This is a genomic window from Parapedobacter indicus (genome assembly GCF_900113765.1).
GTDB classification, from domain to species: Bacteria; Bacteroidota; Bacteroidia; order Sphingobacteriales; family Sphingobacteriaceae; genus Parapedobacter; species Parapedobacter indicus.
Window position 1 is genome coordinate 69,620 of the sequence record NZ_FOQO01000005.1, and the last position, 19,906, is coordinate 89,525.

Below are 19,906 nucleotides of genomic sequence, written 5' to 3' on the forward strand. Positions count from 1 at the left end.
GTGCTTACCGTCGGGCAACCGGCAAACTAAAATGGATGAATGATGCGATTAAAAATGGATGGATTTCTGGCTGGCTTAGTAAGTGCAATCTTCGTTTGCTGCTGTCAACCCTCGTTTGCCCAAAAAGGGTGGCAAGCGCTATTCAATGGCCAGAACTTCGATGGATGGGAAAAGAAAAACGGAACGGCAAGCTATGAAATACGTGACGGCACCATTGTCGGTATTTCGCAGCTGAACACCCCCAATACGTTTCTCTGCACCAAAGAAACGTATGCGGATTTCATCCTCGAAATGGATGTAAAGATTGACGTTGGCCTCAACTCGGGGATACAGGTCCGGAGCCTGAGCCTCCCTGAAGTAGACAACGGCCGTGTGCACGGCTATCAAGTGGAGATCGATCCGGCCGAACGTGCATGGAGCGGAGGCATCTACGACGAAGCACGCCAAGGATGGTTGTATCCGCTATCTATCAACGAGAAAGGCAGAAGTGCCTTTAAAAACGGCGAATGGAACCGTTATCACATCGAAGCCGTGGGTAATACCATCCGGACATGGGTCAACGGAGTACAGTGCGCCAACCTCATCATCGATCTAACGCCCGAAGGGTTTATTGCCCTGCAGGTGCATGGCATCAAACAGAAAAGCCAGGAAGGACTGACGGTCCAGTGGCGTAACATCCGGATCAAAACCGAAGACCTCGCCGCCGATTGCTGGAAACCGGATAACGACGTAGAAGAAGTAAGCTATCTCACCAACCAGCTGACCAAACGCCAAATCGACGAAGGATGGCGCTTGCTTTGGGACGGTAAAACCACGGCAGGATGGCGAAGGGCAAGTGCCAAGGACTTTCCCCCTACGGGATGGCAAATTGAAAACGGCCTGCTGAAGGTCCTGCCATCGGAAAAAGGAGACCCTAACAAAGGTGGCGATATCGTTACCGACCGCGAATTTTCCAATTTCGAACTCGAACTGGATTTCCTGATCACCGAAGGGGGCAACAGTGGGATCAAATACCTGGTGGTTGAGGAACTCCGGCAACGGCCGGGAACGGGCCTCGGTCCGGAATATCAAATCCTCGACGACGAACGGCATCCCGATGCCAAGAACGGCGTAGACGGAAACCGCACGGCAGGATCACTCTATGACCTGATCACTGCCGGAAACTTAAGCGAGCCGGGGAAAAACAAGCGGATAAACAAACCGGGAAAATGGAACAGGGCCAAGATTGTCGTAAACGGCAACCATGTGGAGCATTGGCTTAACCACATCAAAGTCGTGGAGTATGATCGCGGGTCAGCCGCCTTCAAGGCCTTGGTCGCGAAAAGCAAGTTTCACGAAGTGCCTGATTTCGGGCAGGCCCTCTCGGGCCATATCCTCCTTCAGGACCACGGCGATTTAGCCTATTTCAAAAACATCAAAATCAAGGAACTCGCTGCTCCCGTTGACCTCGTACAACCGCTGGTCGATGCAGCCAATTCCCGTTGGTTCTTTTTCAACTCCGCAACGCGGCCCTTCGGAATGGTCAACCTAAGTCCCGATATGGAAGTAGACGGCGACTGGGGAACCGGCTACCGATATCACCAGGATACCATCCGCTGTTTCAGCCACGTACACGGCTGGCAGCTGTCGGGCATTCCGGTATTGCCCACAACAGGGCCATTTCGGGGGCATCTGGGCCCGCATGTGTATGGATCGGCCTACACGCATCAACAGGAAATCGTCAGGCCAGGTTATCACAAAATTGTATTGGATGACTACGGGATCACGGCAGAACTGACGTCCACCACACGGGTCGGATTCCACCGCTATACCTTTCCCAAATCCCGCGAAAGCCACATTCTCTTTGACTTCACGACGGCATTAGGTCCCTCAAAGACGGACAGGGGCTATGCCCGAAAGGTCAATGATCGGGAAATCGAAGGCTATGCCGTCATGGGCGCAACCGTACGCCGCCCTAAACCCGTAACGGTTTACTTTACCGCCAGGATCGACAAGCCTTTCCAGCAATTTTCAGGCTGGCAGAACGGGGAACTCATAAACGGCATCGAGGAGGTGGATGGCGAACACACCGGTATTTTTATCAGCTTTCCGACCGCGCAGGACGAGGAGGTGCAACTAAAGGTCGCCATCTCCTACGTCAGCGTGGAACAAGCACGCCTCAATCTTGATGTCGAGCTGCCCCATTGGGACTTTGACCGGGTGGTGCGTGAATCGAGGGGGGAATGGAACCAATGGCTCAGCCGGATAACCGTAGAAGGGGGTACTCTCGAAGAGCGCCAACGATTTTATACCGACCTGTGGCATGCCTTGCAAGGAAGACGGATCATCAGCGATGTGAACGGCAAATACTGCGACATGACCGGGTCAAGCCCAAGGATTGGCCAGATACCACTTGATGAAAAGGGTAAACCCACGTTTAACCACCACAACTCGGATTCCTTCTGGGGTGCCCAATGGACCATCAATACACTGTGGCACCTGGTCTATCCGGAGGTCACCCATTCGTTTGTCAACTCCATGCTGCTGATGTATGACGATGGCGGGTTGATTCCACGCGGACCGGCCGGGGGCAATTACACGTTCGTCATGACCGGTGCCTCATCCACCCCGTTTATCGTAAGCGCATACATGAAAGGTATCCACGGTTTCGACGTGAAGAAAGCATACGAAGGCCTGCGTAAAAACCACCTGCCGGGCGGGTTGATGAGCAAAGCGGGTTATGAACACGATACGTTCAAAGGCGGTGGCATCGAGCAGTACATCGATAAGGGCTATGTGCCTTATCCGCTCAGCAATATCCGGTACGGCTATCATCAAAACGGTGCGGCACAGACCCTGGAATATGCCTACCAGGACTTCGCGCTGTCGCAGTTGGCGCATGCGCTGGGCAAGACGGACGACGCGCAATTATTCCGCCGACGCGCAGAAAACTACAAAAATCTATGGAACAACGAATTGGGCTGGATGTGGGTAAAGGACAGCACCGGTCGATGGCGTTCGCCCGCCAATGTCCTCACCTATGAAAACGGATGGGTAGAAGGCAATGCCGCGCAATACACGTGGTTTGTACCCCACGACGTTGCCGGGCTGATCAACCTGATGGGAGGTGCTGATAGATTCAGCGGAAAGCTCGACAGCGTATTCCAAGTGGCCCAGTCCCATCATTTCACATCGGGCAAATCACACTCCGTAGAAACACACGCCCAAAACAGGGAGGTCTACCTTAACTATGGCAACCAGCCCAGTATACACACCGCTTTCCTGTTCAATTATGCCGGCACGCCATACCTTACCCAATACTGGACAAGGCAGGTCGTCAAGGAGGTGTACAGCGGTATATCCCCCGACTACGGGTACAGCGGCGATGAAGATCAAGGGCTGATGGGCGCGTTGGCTGTACTTTTCAAGATCGGACTTTTTACAACCGACGGCGGTGTGTCGACCACGCCGATATACGAGATCGGCAGCCCCATATTCGACAAAATAACGCTCCGCCTCAATCCAGACTATTACCCCGGCAAGAAATTCGTCATCGAAACCCGTCATAATAGTCCGAAAAACTGTTATATCCAGTCCGCCACGTTAAATGGTAACCCATTGGATCGGGCGTGGATACCCCATGACGTGATGGTAAAAGGCGGAACGCTCCGGTTGGACATGGGGGATGCCCCTAACAAACAGTTTGGGGCATTGCCCGAATTAGTACCACCCTCGATGTCCGCCATCGAAACCAAGCAATAAACCATAAGCGATGATACGAAGGATTAGCTATTCGGTTCTCTTCTTCGCGGTGTGGGCATTCACTGTTTCCTTGGATACGTACGCACAACCAAAACCGAACATCGTAGTTTTCCTTTCAGACGACCATGGGCAGGAAGATGCAGGATGCTACGGAAACACCGAGGTGATAACGCCCGCAATAGATCAGCTCGCGCGGGAGGGCATGGTGTTTACCCGGGCCTATACGCCCGTTTCGGTGTGCGCACCGTCCCGTTCGGCGTTGTTTACGGGCTTGTATCCCCACCACAACGGATGCTCCCGCAACCATGGATCGGTATTCGAGGGTATCAGGTCGCTGCCCCATTACCTCGCTGCTGCCGGATACGAGGTGATATTGGCTGGAAAAGAACATATTAAGCCAAAAGAAGCGTTTCCATTCACGTATATGGAGCGGCATCAGATTCCGGCTTACCTAAGCGGCGAGCACGTGCGGCCATTCTGCCTGATTGTATCACTTAATGCGCCGCATCAGCCCTACTTTAACCTGAAAGGAGGCCATGGTAAAATCACCCCAAAGCGATGGCTGGCCAATACGCCGGAAACCACGCAATATACCGCGGCTTATTACGATCACGTGACATTGGCCGATCAGGAAATCGGATCCATACTGTTTTGGCTGGAGCGGCTGGGTCTCCATGAAAACAGTATCCAGCTATACCTCAGCGATCACGGCCCAGCCTTCCCATTCGCCAAGTGGACACTTTACGAACAAGGCATACGCATCCCACTCATTGTCAAATGGCCCGGCGTGGTGCAACCGGGTACCGTTTCCGATGCGCTCGTGAGCATGGTCGATATCCTCCCCACGTTACTCGATATGGCAGGCGTTACTCCCCAACCGCTGGACGGCAAGTCCCTTACCCCCGTCCTGAAGGGCCAGGCAACATCCCTGCATCACGCTGTATATGGCTGTTATACAAATTTGGGCGTGCAAGGCGCCAATGAATACCCCATACGGACGGTCGTAAGCGATCGTTACAAACTGATCGTAAACCTGCGCTCAGGTAATCGCTTTTCCTTGAAGGCGATGGACGAACCGGACGAACGGGCGGTCATCGATGCCAAGCGGGTGCTTGATTCGTGGCTGTCGAGTGGCGATGCCAATGCCATCCAACGTGCCCATTATTACCGGAACCGTCCGCTCATTGAGTTGTACGATCTGTCCCAAGATCCGTACGAATTGGTTAACCGTGCACATGACGAAGCGCTGAACAGCACCGTAACGGAAATGTATCAGCTGTTGGTCGACTGGATGAAATCGCAGAATGATCCCTTGCTGAACGAAATGGAAATGAACGGGGCAAAACTACGCAACAAATGACCCGAAAGGAATTTATATACCAAACAACGGTGGGATTTACCGCCGTATTGACGCTACCGGGCGTCTGGGCTTTTCACAGCCCGAAAGATAAAGAAAATTGGAAGCCGTTTGATTTCCGCCCATTCCGGAGTGGACAAACCGCCGCGCCGGTTATGCAGGTAACACCGGATGATGGTTATTACGTGCATACCTTTTACGATGTATGCCCCTGGAGCCCATCCGGACGGTACCTCGCGCTCACCAAGCTACCCTATCAACGTAAAAAGCCGGTTTGGGGGGATACCGCAGCTGTTTGTGTGGTCGATTTGGAAAAACGAGCCATACGTACGGTTTACCAGACCAAAGCTTGGTCTTTCCAGGTGGGTGCAAATGTGCAGTGGGGCCACGCCACCGACCGGTACCTGTATACCAACGACGTCATCAACGGTATACCGGTCTGTGTACGCATCGACCTGATAACCGGCGACATCAAGGCGTTCTCAGGGGCAAAATACGACATTGCGCCGGACGATAAATCGGTAATCAGTCCGAACCTCCTGAACATGAACATCCACCAATACGGCTATGCGGTGCCCGATCCTCCTCCGGGCAAGCCCCAGCCCTTCCGGCCGGAAGACATGCATCGCGAAGGATTGTGGAAAACCGACCTGGAACGAAACGAGACGACACTGCTGGCCACCATGGATCAATTTTTCGACGCCGTGGCCGAAAATGATCGCCAGCGGTACAACCGCAGCATCGGTTACCTCTTCCATTCCAAATTCAACCGGCAGAATACCCGTATTTTGCAGGTTTTCCGTGCGCAGGTCGACGGCGAGGGCCGCAACGCTTCCCTGTTTACCATGAACACGAACGGAAAGGAGCTGATACAGTGCTTGTCCGCCGAAAAGTGGAACCAGCGCGCCCGATTGGGGGGCTCCGGCAATCACCCGAACTGGCATCCCGACGGGGAACGGATTATTATGAACTGCATCCCAACCTGGCTGGGTTACCAAGACATGCTGTTTTGCGCTTTTGATTACAGGGGCGACCAGTTTACGGTACTCTCCGAAAAACACCTCGGCAGCGGCCATCCCACTATGCACCCGGGTTCGCGATACCTGCTCGCGGATGCCTATCCGAAACAGACCTATGTGGTGCCTGAGAGCGGGGAAATCCCCCTTCGGCTCATTGACCTAAAATACGACACCGAAACGATTATCTGCACCCTACCGACGGACGTGGGTGGCGGAAGCAATCAATATTTACCTCCCGATCGCATAACCGGCGGAAGCCACCATAAGCTGGACCCTCACCCCGCCTGGAACAGGGACTATACCCAGATTTGCTTCAACGGAGCTCCCGGAGGAAGGCGACAGGTGTTTATTGCTGACATTCATACGTTACTACCATGATTAGATTGATTATTACGCTATTATTTTTTAGTATCGCCATACAGACCGTCAGTGCGCAGGATGGTTGGCAAAAAGACAACATACGCAACCTGATGAACAAAACGGCACAGTGGCAGATGCAGCAACCGGCCAAATATCCGAAGCTCGACTGGCACGAAGGAACGTGGTACGCGGGTTTAATGGCGCTCTATGATACCACACGCGATTCCATTTACGACGATTACCTTTGCAACATCGCGTCCAGCCACCACTGGCAGGGAATGTCTGATGTCTACGATGCCGACCGCTTGATGGTGGTACAGACTTACCTGGACCTCTTCCGGCACCAACCCGACAGCCAACGTATCCAGCACAGCAAATGGATGCTGGATGCACACTTAGCCCGCCGACCCAAAGCCGATGTGCAGTTTACGGACAACCCGTACCGCAGAGAATGGTGGTCGTGGTGCGACGCGCTTTTCATGGCTCCGCCTGCCTTTGCAAAGTACTACCGGTTGACTGGTGATGAAAAATACCTCGATTACCTGACCGAACATTGGTGGAAAACATCGGAATATCTCTATGCCCAACCGGAAAACCTCTTTTACCGCGACGACCGGTTCTTCGATGCCAAAAGTCCCAATGGTGCGAAAGTTTTTTGGAGCCGCGGCAACGGCTGGGTGTTGGCAGCGATCGCGCGCATAGGAAGTGAACTACCCTCCGATTTTAATGGCCGCCCCCGATTCGAAAAGCAATTTGTGGAGATGGCCGCGTCCATCCGCGCGCGCCAGGGAGCCGACGGCCTCTGGCGGGCAAACCTGTTGGACTACGATGCATTCCCGGAGCCGGAATGCAGCAGCACCGCGCTCTTTTGCTATGCGTTTGCCTGGGGGATCCGCACCGGCTTACTCGACGCCGACACCTACCTACCGGTCGTCAAGAAGGCTTGGGCCGGGTTGAGTAGCCACATCAACGCGGAAGGACGGCTGGGCTTTGTGCAGCCGCCGGGTATTGAACCCAAAGCGTTTTCCGAAGAAAACTGGGAATCGTATGGGACTGGGGCGTTTTTGCTAGCGGGATGTGAAATTATTCGGCTGCTTGAAGAATCCGGTCCTGCCGTGACCTATGAAAAAGGGGAACTGCTTTACGAAAACACGTTGTCAGACCCGGCCGCTGTCCGCGGATGGGTCATGGAAGGACCCGGTAAACTGGAATTTAAGAACGGATGGATGGAACTCTATGCCGAACAACAGCAATGGCACCACGTGTTTTGGTGCCCCCAAACCTTTCCGGGTAGTTTCATAGCCGAATGGGAAGTGCAAAACCTCCACACCGAGGCCGGCCTGTTGATTACATTCTTTGCAGCCGCCGGAAGAAACGGCGAAGACCTCTTCGACTCCGCGCTTCCGCCCCGCGAGGGTACATTCAAGTATTATACAAAAGATCAGATCAACAGCTACCACATTTCCTACTACGCGAATAATCCCAAGAATCCGACGCGCGAATTTGCCCACTTACGCAAGAACAGTGGCTTCGCGCTCGTACAGACCGGACCGGAGGGCATCCCAAAGACATCTCCTGCCGTTCACCACATCAAGCTGGTCAAAGATCTGGGCCGTATCTGCTTTTTTATCGATGGCCGTAAAATCATTGACTGGACAGACGATGGGAATACACAAGGTCCGGTCCTCGGTGCAGGTAAGATCGGTTTCCGCCAGATGCAATGGTCACACTTCCGCTACCGGAACTTCCGGGTTTGGCAACTCACCCATCAAAACCGTACAAGCCATGATTCCTAAGCAACTGATCCGTTTGTTCGCGGGCGTGGCCGCAGCAATTCTCATCCAATGCGGGGCTCCACGCACACAGCCGGTGTCGTATCCAGATGCCGTCTATTCACGGTACCTTTCGGCCGCTGAGCCGACGGCCGGCATTGCGGCGCAATTCAATACGCCTGTCCTCCGCTGGCCTGCGGAAAAGGGGAAATCCGTGCGCTATGACGTACGCCTGTCACCCGATTCCTTGTTTCCAAACGAACAGACGCTACACCGCGAAAACATTCCCTGGGCGCTGTTCAATCCGCACCAGCGCCTTCCCGAGGGAATCTGGTACTGGCAGTACCGGGTCTCCGGAAAAACGTGGTCTGCTTTGCAGACTTTTCAAATCACACCCTCCGCCATCCCCTTGGTGTCACCACCCGCAAACCGGTTCCTCGATGGTATACCGGCAGTTCATCCGCGTTTACTCGCAGAAGGGGCAGATACGACCCACATCCGGTCCCTCGCTGCTGACGGTGATGTGCAGGCCATTATCCGGGAAGCGGAAATGGCCCTGAAGCAGCCCATCCTGACGGAGCGCGATGGCCTGCCGAAAAGGCGGCACGACGACGCCGAGCGGAACCGCAAACAGGAGCAGGATGCCAGCAAGCGATTGGGTGAGTTCGCCTATGGCACCACGCTACCGCTGTGCCAGGCTTACCTCCTCACCGGCGACAGCCGGTACCGCGTCCATGCGATACGCATTGCCCGGGAAATTGCCACGTGGGACCCCAAAGGGGTATCCCGGATCAGCGACTTCAGCGATGCACGCTGCATGTTGGCCCTCGCGCTCGTATTCGATACCTTTCACGGATCGCTGACCAGCGCGGACCGGGCGCTCATGCTTCGATCAATCACCGAACGTGCCAGCAGCTTTTACATCAGCTGGCGGAACGATGTGGAGGCAAAAATATTGAGCGGCCACGTGTGGCAGCACATCCTGCATTATTTTTTTCAGACCGGCATCGCTGTATATGGGGATGTTCCGGAAGCTGCCCAATGGCTGGAATATGCCTATGAACTATTCCTTGCCCGCGCACCCATATTGGGTGGCGTGGATGGTGGATGGATTGAAGGGGCATCGTATTTCCGGATGAACATGGCGACACTCATCGATATTCCCCTGACCATCAAGCAGTATACCGGTTTTGATTTCATCAACACGCATCCCTGGTATACGCATACCATCGACTGGCTCTTATACCATGTTCCCCCAGGATCCTCCGCGGACGGGTTTGGAGACAATACCGAGGAGGTCTTTTCGCCGGGCGTGGCGTATATTGCTTATGCAGACATGCTCGCCAGGCTGACCGGAAATCCCAAAGCCGCGCGGTATGTGGAACTGTGCCGACAATACGAAAATCCGGACATCGCGACCGATCGGTCCCTGCGGTGGATCCGGCTAGCCCGGACGGAAGACGCTGACAGCGCCAGCTCGGCTGCTGCCGCCGAACTAGAAACCGGAAAGATCTTCCGGGAAATTGGCCTCGCAGCATTGCATTCCAATCCGGGCAATACTCCTGAAAACCTCATGGTGGCGATGCGGTCGAGCCCCTTCGGTTCGTATGGGCATTTCCTTTCGGATCAAAATGCGTTCAACATCTTGTACGGCGGCAAACGTGCGTTCTTCCGCACGGGCTATAAGGTAACGATGAAGGATCCGCACCGCACAGGCTGGTATCAGCACACCAAAAGCAACAATAGCCTCTTGATCGACGGTGCCGGCCAACCCTATAGTGTGGAGGCCTACGGCTGGATGCCCCGGTTCCTGCAAGGGGAAGAAATGGCCTATGTGATGGGAGATGCGTCTGCCGCGTACAGCAGTGCCGAAACCGGTGAAGACTACGGGCTGAAGAAATTCCACCGGCACCTGCTCTTGCTGAAGCCCGATATCATCGTGGTGTATGACGAGCTGGAGGCCGACCATCCCGCGAGCTGGTCGTGGCTGCTCCATAGCATGGCCAAAATTCACATCGATACGGCAACCAACCGTTTTTCTTCCCGCTTCGAGGGATTCTCCGGCGCAGGTAAGCTGTGGACACCTTCGGCGGTGTCCTGGAGTTTGGCCGATACGTTTGAAGTACGCGCAGAAAATTGGCGCGGAAGCCTCAATCAGTTCGGGGAACTGAAACGTTATGACGATGAACAATGGCACCTCAAAGCGATCAACGTTGCCAAGATCCGCTCCACACGTTTCCTTGCCGTCTTTCAGGTAGGCCCTACGGTCAACATCGAAGCGGCTGAAGAGGCGTACCATGATGGTGTGCTGACCGTTTCTTTAGGTAATTGGGACATCCGTGCGCAATTGGACACCGCACGTTCACCGGGCTTATCCGTCACGAACCGTTCGGGCACAACGGCCTTTTCCACGCACGCCGCGCAGATCTCGCTAGCAGGGAAAACCTTCGGTCAACGTGAGAACAGCGCAAAACTAGCTGAAATGCTCAGCAGTCATATCCGCTATGTGGAGGCTTCGGATGAATTACCCTACGCCATGCAGCAACGTTTACTAATCGACAGCAAAAACAAGAAAAAATGAACAAGTTCTTAATCTATAACGTACTGATTGGATCCTTGATCGCTTGGGGTGGCTGTGTCCAGCAACCCGATAAAACGAAGTCTCAGCGTCCCCCAAACATCCTGTTTGCCATCGCCGATGACCAGTCTTTTCCGCATGCTTCGGCCTATGGCCTGCCGCAGTTTAAAACCCCCGCGTTTGACAGCGTGGCGGCACATGGCGTCCTGTTCAGCAACGCATTTGTCGCCGCACCCCAATGCAGCCCTTCCAGAGCAGTCATCCTTACCGGCCGCAACATCTGGCAGTTGGAAGAAGCAGGTACGCACAGCAGCTATTTCCCTAAGAAATTCCCCGTGTTTACCGATGCGCTGGCCTCGGTCGGCTATGCTACCGGCTATACGGGCAAAGCCTGGGGGCCCGGCAACTGGCGCGATGCCGGGTGGAAGCAGAATCCCGTGGGACCAGAATATAACAACGAAAAATATACCAGTGTGCCTACCAGCGGGATCAATCCCACAAACTACGCGGCCAATTTCGAACGCTTCCTGGAGGAAAAACCTGAAGGACAGCCTTTTTTCTTTTGGTTTGGCTGCCACGAGCCACACCGGGTATATGAATACGGATCGGGCCTTCGCCAGGGCTTGGACCCGGCGGGAATGGACGTCCCCCCGTTCCTGCCCGACCACGATACCATACGGACCGACTTATTGGACTATGCATTGGAAATCAGCTGGTTTGATCAGCATCTCAAGAAAATGCTCGACATGTTGGCGCGCAGGGGAGAGCTGGAAAACACGATCATCGTCGTAACGGCCGACAACGGCATGGCCTTTCCCCATGCCAAGGCCAGTCTGCATGAGTATGGCATCCACGTACCCCTGGCCATTTGCGGTCCGGGTATCACGGGGCAACGCTTGGTCGATGCGCCGGTGAGCCTCATTGACCTGGCACCCACCATCCTCGAATGGGCCGCTGCGGAGCCGCTGCCCGCAATCACGGGAAAAAGTCTTATCCCCCTCGTAAGCGGCAATGTACCCGATACAGCCAGCCGGTTTGCACTGACCGGAAGGGAGCGGCATACGCACGCCCGTCCGGACAACCTCGGTTATCCCGCCCGGGCAATCCGTACCGCCGATTACCTGTATATACGCAACCTTAAACCCGACCGGTGGCCCATGGGCGACCCACCTCCGGAAAACCCCAGCGGTGAGGCTGACGGTACCGGTATGAAACCGATCGTGTTGGGCTTTGAGGATATCGACGATTCGCCCACAAAAGAACTCCTGCTCACCAACCGCTACCGGTGGCCGACGCAATACGGTTTGGCTACTGCTAAGCAGGCCGCCGAAGAATTGTACGCGATCCGCGAAGACCCGGCCTGCGTGGCAAACCTGGTAGCGGATAACCGCTATGCCGACGTGCTGGCTGGGCTCCGTATCCAACTCGAACAACTCCTGATCGAGCAGGGGGATCCGCGGATGATTTCGGGAAGCGACGTATTTGACAGCTATCCGCGGTTTGGCAGGATGCGCCCCTTCCCCGGTTTCCGCGAACAGGGGGCATATAACCCCGCTTATCAAAATAAGGAACAACATCATGAGGAATAACATGCGCACAGAGAGCCGAAGAAACTTCCTGAAGAAAACAGGGCTTGGCATGATGGCGCTCCCCGTTTTCGAGGATATCGCCGCATCGATTTCGCTCCCGGTTTATTTTACAACCGGATTTAAAATTTCCGAAGTCACCGACCGGTCGGCCCTATTTTGGACCCGATTATGCAGCCAGGAAACACCCGGTCCCATCCGCCATAGCCGGCGGGAAGAGGTATTCAGGCATCCCATCGATTTCGATGAAAACCAGCCGGTGGGCAACATGGACGGTGCCGTTGCCGGTGCGGCGGGATTTGTGCGGATTACGCTCTTTAACGGTCGTATACAAACGTTCCGTTCGGATTGGCACACAGCCGCAGCGGACGACGATTATACCGTGAAAATACCAATAGACAACCTGAAAAGCGGCACCAATTACCGCGTGGAAATCGAAGCACGTACGTCAATGAATGGAACATCCGCCTATGCCAGCGTTTCGTTCCGTACGGCACCGGACCCGCGAACGCCCGCCGCAGTGAATTTGGTGGCCTGCACCTGCCAGTACCTCTGGAGTTACGATGACAATGACCGGGGATTTAAAGTGTACGACAGCATGCGTCGGCTGCGGCCGGATTGTTACGTCCACACGGGCGACTATGTCTATTATGATAAACCCGGGCCGCTGGCTACGACTCGGGAAAAGGCACGGCACAAATGGCACGCCATGAATTCAAGGCCGGCTATCCGTGATTTCTGCCGTGAGGTGCCCATCTACATGCTCAAAGACGACCACGACCTGCTAAAAAACGATGTCGACCCTACGGCGCAACCCTACGGCGAGCTCTCTTATGCGGACGGTCTGAAGGTATGGAACGAACAGGTGGCGCTCCGTGGGAAACCCTACCGGACCTATCAGTGGGGCAAAGACCTACAACTCTGGCTCATCGAAGCGCGTGAATACCGGTCAAACAACGACGTACCCGACGGCCCCGGCAAAACCATCTGGGGCGATGAGCAACTGGCGTGGTTTAAGGAGACCATAGCCGCCTCCACCGCGACATTCAAGTTACTGATCTCACCCACACCGATCGTTGGCCCCGATCGGGACACCAAAAAAGACAACCACGCCAATAAAAACTTCCATACGGAGGGAGCCTGGTTGCGGCAGTACCTATCGACGGTGGACCAGCTATTTGTCGTCAGCGGCGACCGGCATTGGCAGTACTTCTCCGAAGACCTTGAAACAGGCCTGCTGGAGTTCGGATCCGGCCCGGTCAGCGACTTCCATGCACAGGGGTGGAAACCGGGCGATGTGCGGCCGGAACACCGTTTCCTGCGCGTCAAAGGCGGATTCCTACAGGTCCGCGTATTCCGGAAAGACGAAAATCCGTGCATTCAATTCAATCATTACGATGTGGATGGCAACATCGTCAATACTCATACACACTATGCTTACTCATAAATCATCAATCATGATCCGGACAGCCCTTTTTTTAGTGGTATCCACACTATTAACCGGAGTTGCAAAAGGACTATGCGCACAACAACCTACAGCACCTAATATCGTATTCATTTTAGCCGACGACCTCGGTTGGTCCTCGCTCTCCTCGCGGATGGATAAATCCGACCCGCAGTCGGCCAGTGATTACCACGAAACCCCCAACCTGGATCGGCTAGCTGCCGCAGGCATGCGCTTCTCCCAGGCTTATGCCCCCGCGTCCATCTGTTCGCCTTCCAGGCGAAGCATCCTCTTCGGCCACACACCTGCCCGGCAGGGAGATGAGTCGTTTGGAACGAATTACCAGCCAACGGCAGGGAACTATCCAACCTTGCCCCAAGTGCTCAAAGGCATCAACGGCCGCTATCAGACGGCCCATTTCGGCAAGTGGGATATGCGTGCCGGATTTTCCCCCGAAGATGCGGGCTATGACGAAAGTGACGGCGATACCGGCAACAAAAACGGCAACTTTGCCATCGAGGGAACAGACAAGTGGACCGATTATTTCATCACGAGCGATCCGAAGCGGGCGAATACACTCGCGGCACGGTCGACCAACTTCATGACACGCCAGGCAAAAGCCGGAGTTCCCTTTTTCCTGCAAATCTCGCACTATGCCACACACGTAGAGAAGCAGACGACTGCCGGGTCGTATGAAAAATACCAGAAGAAACCTAGGGGAAAGAAGCATGACGACCCCGCGTTCGCAGGTATGCTGGATGACCTCGACCGCAGCATCGGGGCCGTCTTGGATACCCTCGAACGGCTGGGTATTGCCCAAAACACCTATGTCTTTTTCATGGCCGATAATGGCGCCACCGAATTCATGCCTGCCGTGCGGAACCGGCTGGACCATCCGTCGCAGTTTACCAAGCCGATGCGGAATTATCCCCTTCGCGGCGGAAAATGGACACTCTACGAAGGGGGGATACGGGTGCCGTTCCTGGTCATGGGCCCCGGTGTTGAGGCCGGTAGCCAATGTGACGTCCCAATTGTCGGTTGGGACCTGCTAGCTACGTTTGCCGAGCTGGCCGGTGAAAACCCGGCTTCCGGTAGCCTGGACACCGATGGCGGCAGCTTCGTGAGCCTGCTCTCGGGCGAAACGGGCAAACCCGTTGCGCGCACAAACAACGCACTCGTTTTCCACCGCTATAACAACGGGTATCCCCATTCGGCGGTGATCGATGGCGACTACAAACTGTTGAAATTCTGGAAATCCGGCAAGGTGGAATTGTACAACCTCAAGGAAGACCGGGGTGAAACCCACAACATTGCCGGTGAAAACCCCGGAAAAGTCAAGGAATTAGCCGCCGAAATGACGGCCTATTTCCGAAAAGTGAATCCCGAATTATTAACGCGTTACCAATAGCAAAACCATGAAGTACGGTTCTTTATCCTTTCTACTCGTGGGGTGCATGCTTTTCGCTGCCCGGTCAGCCGGACAGCAGAAAGCTTCCCCGCCGATTATTGTCATCATGGCCGACCAGTTGCGGGCCGATGTCATCGGCGAAATGACACCGAATATTTCGGCACTTGTGCAAGAAGGTGTTACGTTTACTACCACGTATGCTGCTTCACCGCTCTGTGCGCCTTCGAGGGCCTCTTTCTTCACCGGACTGTATCCCAACCGCACACATTCGCTGATCAATCCGTGGGCGCCGCAAGATGCCCATTTCGGGTACGTAAGTGCGGGCATCCCCAACTTGTATACCCTCATGGAGGATAGTTGGGACAGCTGGCATGTGGGCAAGCAACACCTTTTTACCGAAGACCCGCTTGAAAAGGATCCGGAAACTCAAACCAAATGGATTACCCAGCAGACGTATGCGCAGTGGATGAAATCGGAAGGTGTGGACAAACCCGGAGGACGCATTTTCAAGGCATTGGTTCCGGAACAGGTATCCGGACACCATACCGGTGCCCGGTATTATTCAACCCCATTTGCAGCACCTTATAAGCCGGGCGTCGGATACTTTACGGACCGGTATTTCAGCAACGAAGCACAGCGGGCCATCCGGCAGCGCGACAAAACCAAGCCGTTCCTCCTCAACTGCATGTTTCTGGCTCCGCATCCACCGTTTCATATCCCCGAACCTTATTTCTCTGCCATCTCCAGCCAACAGGTGGATTTGCCGGACAATGTCGGCCAGTGGTATCCCGGTCAGTCTCCCCTGCAATTGTATAACATCACCGGATTTTTGGGCACCCGGTACACCCGCGATGAATGGCGGGATACCTGGGCAAAATACCTCGGATTGGTCAAACTGCTGGACGATGAGGTAGGCCGGATCGTCCAAGCATTGAAAGAAGAAGGCCTGTACGATGAGGCCATCATTGTTTTCACCGCCGACCATGGCGAGATGCTCGGCAGCCATTCGCTCTGGCAAAAAAACTGTATGTATGAAGAGTCCGTGCGCGTACCGTTGTATATCCGGTTTCCGAGTGGTTTTCCGGTTGGCCGTACAGCCATTGATGAGCCGGTGAGCCTGGTAGACGTATTGCCTACCTTATTGGATTATACAGGTGTGCCCGTTCCGGATGACCTTGATGGCCAGTCGCTGCTCCCGTTGGTACGTAAAGAGCAGCCGGACAAGGCACGACCGATATTCCTGCAATACGACGGCAACGGTTCCCTGGGTAATTTCCAGCGGGCAGTGGTGAAGGATGGTTATAAGCTGATTGCTGATATTTTTGGCGATGAAATATTTCTCGAATTGTACCATATAACGAAAGACCCCCAGGAAAAAGTTAATCTCGCCTTCCAACGGGAAAACGAACGCAGGGTGCTCCAACTGCTGACGTGCCTCCGGGCACATATGGAACGGACGGATGACCACCTCTCGATTCCGGAAAATGTGTACGCACAATTTATAAGCCATTACAATCGTTTGAATTAATTACAAACAGCTCTTATGAATAGCTTCGTTTTCAAGAACACCCTGCTATGCTTAATCGGGCTTGGATCCGTTGTCCAACCCATCAGGGCACAGCCAGCCCAACCCAATATTGTGTACATTCTTGCTGACGATTTGGGTTACGGTGATGTAAGCATCTACAATCCTGACGGCCGGATCAACACGCCCCACATCGACGCCCTAGCTAAGCAAGGAATGCGGTTTACGGATGCCCATGCCCCAACGTCGGTGTGTACGCCCACCCGCTATGCGATTATGACGGGTACTTACGCCTGGCGAAGCCGTTTACCTGTCGGCGTACTCCGGGGATATGGCCGCGCTATCATCCCACAGGGCAGTTTTACGGTAGGCACCTTACTCCAACAACAGGGCTACCGCACCGCCGTCATCGGCAAATGGCACCTGGGACTGGATTGGGCGGTCAAGGAGGCACATCGTGACGTGCTTGATCCCAGCAATCCGCAAATGAACGAGTTTGGGCTATTGAAAGACATGAATCCCGAATACATCGACTTTACCAAACCGCCGGCCGGAGGGCCGTTGAGCCTTGGATTCGATTATTCTTTTATACTCCCGGCTTCGCTCGACATGGAGCCGTACTGTTACCTTGAGCGGGATACGCTGATTGAGCTTCCCACCGCCCACACACCGGGCAACGACCTGAATACCGGATATACCGGTGCCTTTTGGCGCGCGGGGAAAATGGCCCCTTCTTTTGAATTTGACCGCGTATTGCCGACGTTTACCGACAAAGCCGTGCAGTACATTGGACAGCAAGCAAAGCAGCCGCAGCCGTTTTTTCTGTACCTTCCCCTTCCCGCACCCCATACACCGTGGTTACCTACCGGTGACCAGCGCGGGGCCTCCAATGCCGGGGATTATGGTGATTATGTACAAATGGTAGACGATGCCGTAGGTCGCGTATTACGGGCAATCGACAGCCTCGGCATTGCAAAAAACACACTGGTCGTCTTTACCAGCGACAACGGTCCCTACTGGCGGCCGCAATTTGCCGAACGTTTCCATCACCGCGCAACCGGTCCCTATCGCGGAATGAAGGGCGATGCCTGGGAAGGCGGCCATCGCATCCCCTTTATCGTGCGGTGGCCCGCTGCCGTACAGCCGGGTACAACGAGTGATGCCCTGACAACATTGGCCAACCTTTCGGCTACCTGTGCCGCCATCCTGCAGACCAGAATGCCGACAGATGCCGCGCCCGACAGTTACAGTATCTTGCCCGTATTGAAGGGGGAGACAGACGACATTCCCGGTCAACACGCCGTGGTCCATCAGGCCTCAAACGGTTATCTCGCCATCCGCAAAGGTCCGTGGAAACTGATAGACGGTCTCGGATCCGGCGGCTTTTCCGAACCTCAACGCGAAGAACCCGTTCCCGGCGGACCTGCCGGGCAGCTGTACAACCTTGAAAAGGATCCGCAGGAAACCACAAACCGCTATCAACAGTTTCCGGATAAGGTAAAGGAGTTACATGCGTTACTCGACGAAATAAAAGGAATGCACAAAACACATTAAACCGATGAAGACGACCATTTTCCCGCTTGTGATACTGCTATTTGCCAGTTGCTACAACCCAAGTTTCGCCCAACAGGGCACAGCAGATCGCCCCAACATCGTGGTCATCCTCGCTGACGACATGGGTTATTCCGATATCGGCTGTTACGGCGGCGAAATACATACGCCGAACATCGATAAGCTTGCGGAAGGAGGAATGCGGTTCCGGAGCTTTTACAATGCCGGAAGGTGCTGCCCCACGCGCGCCTCGTTACTGACGGGCCAGTATCCGCACGATGCCGGCATGGGCCATATGGTCAGTTACGCCGATGAACCCATCACGCCCGGACCGTACCAGGGATTTCTCCGTACCGACCGGCCGACAATTGCCGAGGTGCTGCGCGAAGCGGGATACAGCACCTACATGGCCGGAAAATGGCATGTGGGCGAGCGACCGCAACACTGGCCCCGGAAACGGGGCTTCGACCGGTATTTCGGGCTCATCTCGGGCGCCAGTAGCTACTACGAGCTGGTAGACGAAAAGCGCAAGCGGGTGATGGTACGGGACGATGCCATTTGGAATCCCCCAGCAGCAGGGTTTTACATGACCGATGCGTTTACAGACACTGCGCTCACGTTCGTTAACGAGCATTATGCCGACAATCGTACAGCAAAGCGGCCCTTTCTGCTTTACCTTGCCTACACAGCGCCACACTGGCCGCTGCATGCGCCCGATTCCATCGTGGCGAAGTATGAAGCGCGTTATTTACGCGGCTGGGATGCGATACGCGCATCGCGATTTGAGCAGATGAAGGCAAGCGGAGTGATAGACGACCGTTACACACCCGGCGTCCGGCCCGAAGACATTCCGGCGTGGAATTCGATTCCTGATAAAAAGCAATGGGCCAGAAAAATGGCTGTTTATGCAGCGATGATCGAAGTTATGGATAAGAACATCGGAAGATTGGTCCATCAACTCGAAGAAAAAGGGGTGTTGGAGAATACGCTCATCGTGTTCCTTTCGGACAACGGTGCCTGTGCCGAAAGCGTTGAACGGAGAGGCCTCAACGACGCAACCAAGCGCGTCGGTGAACGCGGTTCCTACACCGCTTATGAAGCACCCTGGGCGTACGCATCGAATACGCCTTTCAAAAAATACAAGAAATACATGCACGAAGGCGGCATTGCAACGCCGTCGATCTGGTACTGGCCGCAGGGAATCAAACAACCGGGGGGATTCACCGACGGTGTAGGTCATATTATCGATTTGATGCCAACCCTGCGGGAGTTATCCGGAGTGGCCGCCGATGGCCACTTACCCGGCATCAGCCTGGTATCCTTACTGAAGCGGAACGACATCGGTAGCCTCCACAACCGGACGCTATATTGGGAGCACGAAGGGAACATCGCTATCCGTAGAGGCGACTGGAAACTCGTGAAAGACAAGGAAGATCCTGCTTGGGCGCTGTACAATCTCGACGACGATCCAACTGAATCGCGAGACCTGAGCGCCGCTTACCCACAAGAGGTGCATGCGCTGAAGGACACGTTGGATCGAAGGATCAAACCGATAGTCCGTTGAT

The 19,906-nt window shown here is 54.7% G+C and carries 11 protein-coding genes; all 11 read left to right on the forward strand.

The features are described 5' to 3' along the window. The first annotated feature begins 39 nt into the window (after nucleotides 1-39). Genes BMZ56_RS11315 through BMZ56_RS11365 form a run of 11 tightly spaced genes read left to right on the forward strand, consistent with a single transcriptional unit; the run spans nucleotide 40 to nucleotide 19,905 of the window. Nucleotides 40-3,741: a GH92 family glycosyl hydrolase gene (locus tag BMZ56_RS11315; protein ID WP_090626710.1), complete on the forward strand. Its 3,702-nt coding sequence runs from the start codon at nucleotides 40-42 to the stop codon at nucleotides 3,739-3,741. Between the two features lie 10 nt (nucleotides 3,742-3,751). Beyond that, nucleotides 3,752-5,101 (forward strand): sulfatase family protein, encoded by a 1,350-nt coding sequence (locus BMZ56_RS11320; RefSeq protein ID WP_090626711.1) that lies wholly within the window; start codon nucleotides 3,752-3,754, stop codon nucleotides 5,099-5,101. After that, a complete protein-coding gene (locus BMZ56_RS11325) occupies nucleotides 5,098-6,495 on the forward strand; it encodes a hypothetical protein (RefSeq protein WP_090626712.1) in 1,398 nt (465 codons plus the stop codon). The genes BMZ56_RS11320 and BMZ56_RS11325 overlap by 4 nt, the downstream gene beginning before the upstream one ends. Beyond that, a complete protein-coding gene (locus tag BMZ56_RS11330; RefSeq protein ID WP_090626713.1) occupies nucleotides 6,492-8,273 on the forward strand; it encodes a DUF1961 family protein in 1,782 nt (593 codons plus the stop codon). The genes BMZ56_RS11325 and BMZ56_RS11330 overlap by 4 nt, the downstream gene beginning before the upstream one ends. Further along, the gene (locus BMZ56_RS11335; RefSeq protein WP_177195131.1) at nucleotides 8,263-10,830 is read left to right on the forward strand and encodes a DUF4962 domain-containing protein; all 2,568 of its coding nucleotides are present in this window, start codon (nucleotides 8,263-8,265) and stop codon (nucleotides 10,828-10,830) included. Before BMZ56_RS11330 ends, BMZ56_RS11335 begins: the two co-directional genes overlap by 11 nt. Next, nucleotides 10,827-12,416: a sulfatase family protein gene (locus tag BMZ56_RS11340; protein ID WP_090626715.1), complete on the forward strand. Its 1,590-nt coding sequence runs from the start codon at nucleotides 10,827-10,829 to the stop codon at nucleotides 12,414-12,416. Before BMZ56_RS11335 ends, BMZ56_RS11340 begins: the two co-directional genes overlap by 4 nt. Further along, nucleotides 12,406-13,860, forward strand: a complete 1,455-nt coding sequence (locus BMZ56_RS11345) for an alkaline phosphatase D family protein (protein ID WP_218146542.1) — start codon at nucleotides 12,406-12,408, stop codon at nucleotides 13,858-13,860. Before BMZ56_RS11340 ends, BMZ56_RS11345 begins: the two co-directional genes overlap by 11 nt. A gap of 10 nt (nucleotides 13,861-13,870) precedes the next feature. Then, nucleotides 13,871-15,265 carry a sulfatase gene (locus BMZ56_RS11350; RefSeq protein ID WP_177195132.1) on the forward strand — a complete coding sequence of 465 codons (1,395 nt, stop codon included), beginning with the start codon at nucleotides 13,871-13,873 and terminating at the stop codon, nucleotides 15,263-15,265. A gap of 7 nt (nucleotides 15,266-15,272) precedes the next feature. Then, entirely contained in the window at nucleotides 15,273-16,793 is a 1,521-nt protein-coding gene (locus BMZ56_RS11355) for a sulfatase family protein (protein ID WP_218146543.1), read from the forward strand. Nucleotides 16,794-16,808: 15 nt separating this feature from the next. Next, nucleotides 16,809-18,344: a sulfatase family protein gene (locus tag BMZ56_RS11360; RefSeq protein ID WP_090626719.1), complete on the forward strand. Its 1,536-nt coding sequence runs from the start codon at nucleotides 16,809-16,811 to the stop codon at nucleotides 18,342-18,344. Nucleotides 18,345-18,348: 4 nt separating this feature from the next. Next, nucleotides 18,349-19,905: an arylsulfatase gene (locus tag BMZ56_RS11365; protein WP_090626720.1), complete on the forward strand. Its 1,557-nt coding sequence runs from the start codon at nucleotides 18,349-18,351 to the stop codon at nucleotides 19,903-19,905. Nucleotide 19,906 lies beyond the last annotated feature (1 nt).